Origin of the sequence: Psychromonas sp. SR45-3, from assembly GCF_014163575.1 — a bacterium.
GTDB classification, from domain to species: domain Bacteria; phylum Pseudomonadota; class Gammaproteobacteria; order Enterobacterales; family Psychromonadaceae; genus Psychromonas; species Psychromonas arctica.
In genome coordinates this window covers 21,026-27,659 of record NZ_JACJDP010000050.1, presented here as the reverse complement: position 1 = coordinate 27,659, position 6,634 = coordinate 21,026, and the positions used below count along the sequence as shown (strand labels likewise).

Genomic DNA, 6,634 nt, shown 5'->3' with positions numbered 1-6,634 from the left:
TTGCTTTTCTGAAGTATTCATTGCTTAAACTCCTATTAAGCATCACCGGAAAAGTGATGTAGGAAGTAAGTATGAATGATATTTAAGTTTTGTTCCTTCTGCCGCAAAGCGGCTTCGTTCAACAGATTATTATACAGAAATATTCCGTATTTCCGGTGGAAATACGGAATAGTTTAATTTGACAAAATTAATTGAACATTACACTTAAAAATTAATAAATCAATATCTTACGATAAATTATCAAATACTCATCATGTAAATAAACCGAATAATTCCGTATTTTCGACGGAAATACGGAACAACAACTACACTGTATATAAAAACACCACTTTGTTACGATGAGGAAATGAAAATGAAATCTCCATTTTTAAGTGCCGTTGCCGAAAATATGCGTTTAAAGTTTTATGCAGAAAAAACCATTAAATCTTATATTCATTGGATAAGATCCTACATCTATTTTATTAATAAGCAGCACCCATTTAATTGCCATAATACCGAAGTTGAGTCTTTTCTTTCCTACCTTGCTAACACAAAAAAAGTAGCTCCACCTTTTTATTCTAAATAACGACAGACACTAGCACTAAACTCATTAGTTTATTTATATCTCGAGTTTTTGAATAGACCATTAACGTTAGAATTAAACTTTAATAAAACAAGTACACAACCGAAACTGCCCATCGTATTAACCCCTGAAGAAGTTACTAGCTTATTGAGAGAAGTCCCAGCAGCGGTCTCACTGCCTTGTTATTTATTATACGGTAGTGGGTTAAGGTTAATGGAAGCGGCTAGATTACGAATTCAGGATCTTGACTTTGATTATTTATCGATCAATATTTGGCATGCTAAAGGTGGTAAACATAGACGTGTAACCTTAGCGCCAGAACTCAAGCAGTCTTTACAAAATCAAATAATGAAAGCTAAGTTGTATTATCAAGAAGATATGCAAAGAAGTGATTATAAAGGTGTCTTTTTACCTCATGCTTTAGCGGGTAAATACCCGAATGCTGCTAAAGAATTTAAATGGCATTATTTATTTCCTTCAGTGCGCCTTTCTATAGAGCCAGGGACTAATAATTTAAGACGCCATCATATTCACGAAACAAATATTCAAAAAGCGATTAAATATACAGCGCGTAAGTTAAACTTTAATAAGCAAGTTACTTGTCATACTTTGCGCCATTCTTTTGCAACACATCTATTACAGCGCGGTGCTGATATCCGCACGGTTCAAGAACAATTAGGGCACTCCGATATCCGTACTACACAAATTTACACTCATGTATTACAAGCTGGTGCAAATTGCGTAAGAAGCCCGCTATCCGATTTAATGATTGATCAAAAATAAGACAAGCTTAATTGTTATGTAAAAAGAATATTCTTTAAGACTTTTAGTACCTTAGAAATAACAAACCTAATAATTTATTAAGCTGTTTTGTGCCGTTTTCCACGTTTTAACATTAACCCGAACAACCTAGAACGGGACGATAAATTTGTGGCTAATGGCTTAGCCACAATATAACTACATCAGTACAACTACACCAACCTCTAATTTATCTATTTTATCGAACAGCTTTTATTTATCTCAGAACTCGCTTACTTATAAGCTAGGCGCCATGTATAAGCCGTAAAATAAAAAGCTACCACCCAAACCGATTAACAAATCCTCCTCAATCTTTATTAGTGGAGATCTAGTTAACACTTTAACTTGCTTGAAGGAAGATAAGGGTAGGCACTGAGGCTAATTTTGATTACAGTAAAATAATTTAGTTATTTAATTTCAAAGTGTTAGATAGATTACTGATTCTTCTTTTTATATGTCCCCTTTTTTAGATGACAGTCTGAATGGACCAATTCATATAGAGTTACTTACTATAAAAAAACACTATTTACAGCACAGACTATTGATGAGTTAGGAGATTATTTTATGCAATACCATTTGAATGGTTTTAAACCAGGTAACTATCAAATTCCAGATTCGATTAGAAAGCCGGCCCCTACTCCACCTATTGTAGACCTGCCAAAAGAGGTCGATGTATTGATTGTGGGTTGTGGACCTGCAGGCCTAACAATGGCAAGACAGCTGTCTGAATTTAATGATATTACAACCTGTATTGCTGATTTAGAAGATGGCCCACTGCAGTTTGGTCGTGCCGATGGAATATCATGCCGTACTATTGAGATTATGGAAGGCTTTAACAGCAGTGAAATGATTGTTAAAGAAGCATATCGATTAAACCAGAATACATTTTGGGAGCCTGACAGTGAGCACCCAGAACAAATTAAGCGCACACATAAAGTAGCAGATGCGCGCATTGGTTTGTCTGAGTTTGCACATGGTATTGTCAACCAAGCACGTCTGCATGAATTGTTATTAGAGGGCATGAAAAACTCGGTGACTGGTTTGGTTCCTCATTATAGTCGACGACTCATTGAGTTAGATGTTGATCAAGACCTAACGCAAGATTTAGATGCGTACCCTATTACAGCAAAATTTGAATTAAATGACGGCTCTGACTCTCCAAAAATAGAAATTGTGAAAGCTAAATATATTGTAGGAACGGATGGAGCACGGAGTTCAGTTCGCCGTGGCCTATCAATTGACTTAAAAGGAGATTCCGCGAATAAAGCTTGGGGTGTGATGGATCTATTATTAGTGACTGACTTTCCTGATATTCGTGTTAAAAGCTTTATTCAATCAAAAGAATTTGGCGCTGTGATGACTATCCCGCGTGAAGGTGGGTATTTAGTCAGATTCTATATTGAGCTTGGGTTGTTAGGTAAAGATCAACGTGCGGCGGATCTCAACCTTAAAGCAGAAGATGTGATTGCTAAAGCACAGCAAATTATGCACCCATATAAACTCGATGTTAAAGAAGTTGCTTGGTGGTCTATTTATGAAGTGGGCCAACGTATTGCTGAGAAATTTGATGATACTCCCTTAGATAATCCTGATGGTCGTATTCCACGCGCATTTGTTGCGGGCGATGCATGTCATACTCATAGCCCTAAAGGCGGTTGGGGGCTAAATACGTCTTTACCGGATACTTTTAATCTCGGTTGGAAAGTCGCGTCCGTTTTACAGGGTAAATGTAAGCCTGAATTATTACAAACCTATGCCATTGAGCGTCGTAAAGTGGCGTTGCAGTTAATAGAAGCAGATAGGCAATTATCAAAACTGGTTGCCACACAACCAACGTCGAATGAAAGCGCTCCAGAAGCGAAAACCAATACCGCAGATATTGAAAAATTTATGGCCAGACAAAATGGCTTTGTTTCCGGAACCTCAATTGAATACAACCCTTCTTACATTTGTATGGGAGCAGAAAATCAACAGTTAGCCACCGGCTTAAAAATTGGGCAACGTTTTCATTCTGCTGAAGCTATTCGTGTTGCAGATGGTAGAAGAGAACATTTAGGTCATTTAAATAAAGCCGATGGCCGCTGGAGAATCTTTATTTTTGGTAATAAACAAAATCCAGGTGATAGCTCCTCTGCGGCGTATCAATTGGTAGAGTTTTTAGCGACGGCAGACTCATCACCTGTCAAAAGATATACACCAGCGGATGCAGACATTGACTCAATATTAGATGTCTACGCAGTGTTCCAGCAAGCAGACCTGTCAATTGAGAATATGCATGACTTCCTATGGCCCGCTAAAGGTATCTATGGGTTAAGAGATTATGAGAAAGTATTCCATGCAGAGCCAGGTAATGATGTTTTTGAACTACGTGGTATAAACCGTGAGCAAGGTTGTATGGTTGTTGTTCGACCTGATCAACACATTGGCAATATATTAGCGTTAGATGAACATGAGAAACTAGCTGAGTTCTTCGATACGTTTATGATCCCAGCAAATCAATAGATCACTTTTAACTTTCTAATACCATGCTTCTGTGGCACAAGTTGAACAAGGAGGTTCGACTTGTTATCCCGAGCTTGATAAAAGCGCGTTTTTTATAGGTGATCGCGCTACTGGTTGCAATACCTACGTCAGCTCCCACTGCTTCCATTTTTTTACCACACAAAATACCTTGGCAAACTTGGCGTTCTCTTTCTGAAAGAAACGATAAAGGTCCATCATTATTAATTTGTTTAGTTAAACGAAAATGCTGGCTAATAATGGCAGCCAATAAGTTTGCTTCACTAGGATCATTAAAAAGGCGTTGCTGCATAAAGGATTGACGGCCTTTGCGGCGATAAAGGTTAATATAATATTTACCCACTTTATCAGCCGTTAAAATACTCACCTTATCAGCAAGGTCACTTTGTTTAAAAAAATGCTCTTGATAACTATCTACCATACCGATTTTAAAATCTTGAAAATGCGATATGGTTGTTTCACCAACAGGTAAAGCGTTCAAAAGAGGGAAGTTTGGATCGGAATTGTAAGCCCCTTCAACGTAAGCATTCGATAAATTACGAGCAAGTAAATCGTCGTGAAAATCACGCGAAAGTAAACACTCGATAGTAGATCGCTCTCCCAAGAAAAAGACCGAACATTGGTCTGCACCAAAATAATGTTTAATCATTTCAAAAAACGGTAGATAGAATGCGTCTGTACCCGCGTGTTGAATGCAACGCGTTGTATAGTCGAGTAAATTCGTAGTTGATTCACTCATTTGATCACTTTGAAATTTTTCCAAAATATGTACCTTCTATAAAGTTTGCCAATGAAATATTAGGGATTACTCGCACTATGTTTAAAAACCGATACCGAAAGGTTGAAAGTAGGCGTCGCCAACAGCTGCACTACTACAAACTATTATTTAATGACTACAAATGATTATTTAGCTACTGCAAACGATTGCAAAATAATACGATAAACAATGAGCAGAAAATGATAGTCATATAGGAATATTAACCATCACTTTTTATATGCTTAGGTGGGTTTTAGTCGTTAAACTTACCGACTAAAATAAATGCGATGATGAAATGAATATTATGTTCAAATGTTTGATTAATCGCTAGTAGCTAATGTTTAACAACTAGCGATTAATTTTTAGCAATTAATATTTAACGACTAATAGCTCGCTGTAATTTCTTTTCCATCTTCATCACAATATTGACTAGCAAGATTACGCAAAGACGTTGCTAATAAACTTGCATCCACACCCACACCAACAAAACTAGCTCCTATTGCGGCATAGCCTTCAGCCAATGTTTTATCAACGGCTAATACTCCTGCTGCTTTGCCTGCTTTTAAGATTGTTTTAATGCCTTTTTCAACGGCAGCAACCACTTCAGGATGTCCTGGATTACCAACATAACCCATAGAAGCTGATAAATCAGAAGGGCCAATAAACACTCCATGAACGCCTTCGATATTTACGATCTCTTGTAAATTATCGATAGCTTGCTTGGTTTCCGCTTGCACAATAAGACAAATTTCATCATTTGCTTTTTGTAAGTAGCCTTCAATACCATTCCAATGCGCAGCGCGTGCCATGGATGTACCCAACCCTCTAATGCCTTGTGGTGGATATAAAGAGTCTTTTACTAACTGCTTCGCTTGCTCTGCGGTATTAACCATAGGTATCAATAAAGTCTGTGCACCAATATCAAGTAACTGTTTAATACTCGCAGTCGTTCCTTCCGGCGGTCTTACTATCGCAGGCACATCATAAGGTGCTATTGCTTGTAAATGGCTTTGGATACCTCGTAAGTCATAGGGAGCATGTTCTGCATCGATTAACAACCAATCAAAACCAGCACCGGCACCTATCTCTGCACAAATGGTGTCTGGTAATCCCATCCACAACCCAAACTGGGTTTTGTTGGACTTTAATGCTTGTTTAAATTTATTTTTTGGTAATTTCATTAACAGCCCTTCTTAAACAAAATGACAAGAGATAGTACCTAATGGACCGTAATCAGCATTTACTGTATCACCGGCTTTCACCGCCACTGGCGCAGTAAAAGAGCCTGATAAAATAATCTGCCCTGGTTCAAGTGAAATACCGTGTGGTGCAAAACGTTTAGCAACCCAGCAAATACCATTAGCAGGATGATTAAGAACCGCTGCCGCAAGGCCTGTTTCTTCAACTACGCCATTAATATTTAAGATACCACCACACCAACGTAAATCCATATCTAATGGCTTAATTGGGCGGCCACCTATGATGATCGCAGCATTACCTGCATTGTCAGCCACGGTATCCATCACTTTTCGAGTGTAACCTGTTTCAGGGTCCTTACGATGAGTTCGAGCATCAATCAATTCTAACGTAGGCACCACATAGTCGGTCGCATTTAACACGTCAAAAATGGTGATGTTTTCACCTTCTAAACGATCTTTTAACACAAAGGCAAGTTCAACTTCGATTCGAGGATCACAGAATTTAGACACCTCAATTTGATCGCCATCGTTATAAACCATGCTATCAAGTAATACACCAAAATCAGGCTCATTAATGTTTAATGCCTTTTGCATGGCGCGTGAAGTGTATCCAATTTTGTAACCGACCACTTTTTGGCCTTGTTCGATTTTTTTATTTACCCAACTTTTTTGAATTGCATAGCCATCTTCTAAGGTCATATCAGGGTATTTAATGGATAATGGTTTACCTTGTGTAGTACTCACTTCAGCTTGTAAATGGTCAATTGCAGCTTGTTCAATGATTTGTTGACTGAGCAT

Annotated in this window: 4 protein-coding genes and 1 pseudogene; 2 read left to right on the top strand and 3 right to left on the bottom strand. The window is 38.0% G+C overall.

Annotated elements, in window-relative coordinates; all coding sequences use genetic code 11:
* The first annotated feature begins 352 nt into the window (after positions 1–352).
* Positions 353–1,345: pseudogene (locus tag H5084_RS17695) on the top strand (integron integrase).
* Between the two features lie 579 nt (positions 1,346–1,924).
* On the top strand, positions 1,925–3,862 hold the full coding sequence (locus tag H5084_RS17690) for an FAD-dependent monooxygenase (protein WP_182691965.1): 1,938 nt from the start codon (positions 1,925–1,927) through the stop codon (positions 3,860–3,862).
* Positions 3,863–3,869: 7 nt separating this feature from the next.
* Here the strand turns inward: H5084_RS17690 and H5084_RS17685 are convergent, their stop codons facing one another.
* The 3 genes from H5084_RS17685 to hpaH form a co-directional block, all read right to left on the bottom strand.
* Complete coding sequence (locus H5084_RS17685; protein ID WP_156916047.1) at positions 3,870–4,619, bottom strand: helix-turn-helix transcriptional regulator; 750 nt, start codon at positions 4,617–4,619, stop codon at positions 3,870–3,872.
* Between the two features lie 401 nt (positions 4,620–5,020).
* Complete coding sequence (locus H5084_RS17680) at positions 5,021–5,818, bottom strand: aldolase/citrate lyase family protein (RefSeq protein ID WP_182691963.1); 798 nt, start codon at positions 5,816–5,818, stop codon at positions 5,021–5,023.
* Between the two features lie 12 nt (positions 5,819–5,830).
* Positions 5,831–6,634, bottom strand: a complete 804-nt coding sequence (gene hpaH / locus H5084_RS17675; protein ID WP_182691961.1) for a 2-oxo-hept-4-ene-1,7-dioate hydratase — start codon at positions 6,632–6,634, stop codon at positions 5,831–5,833.

Excerpts from the sequence above, each read along its gene's own strand:
- H5084_RS17690 (WP_182691965.1), top strand. The coding sequence starts at position 1,925 with ATGCAATACCATTTGAATGGTTTTAAACCAGGTAACTATCAAATTCCA.
- H5084_RS17685 (WP_156916047.1), bottom strand. The coding sequence starts at position 4,619 with ATGAGTGAATCAACTACGAATTTACTCGACTATACAACGCGTTGCATT.
- H5084_RS17680 (WP_182691963.1), bottom strand. The coding sequence starts at position 5,818 with ATGAAATTACCAAAAAATAAATTTAAACAAGCATTAAAGTCCAACAAA.
- hpaH (WP_182691961.1), bottom strand. The coding sequence starts at position 6,634 with ATGCTCAGTCAACAAATCATTGAACAAGCTGCAATTGACCATTTACAA.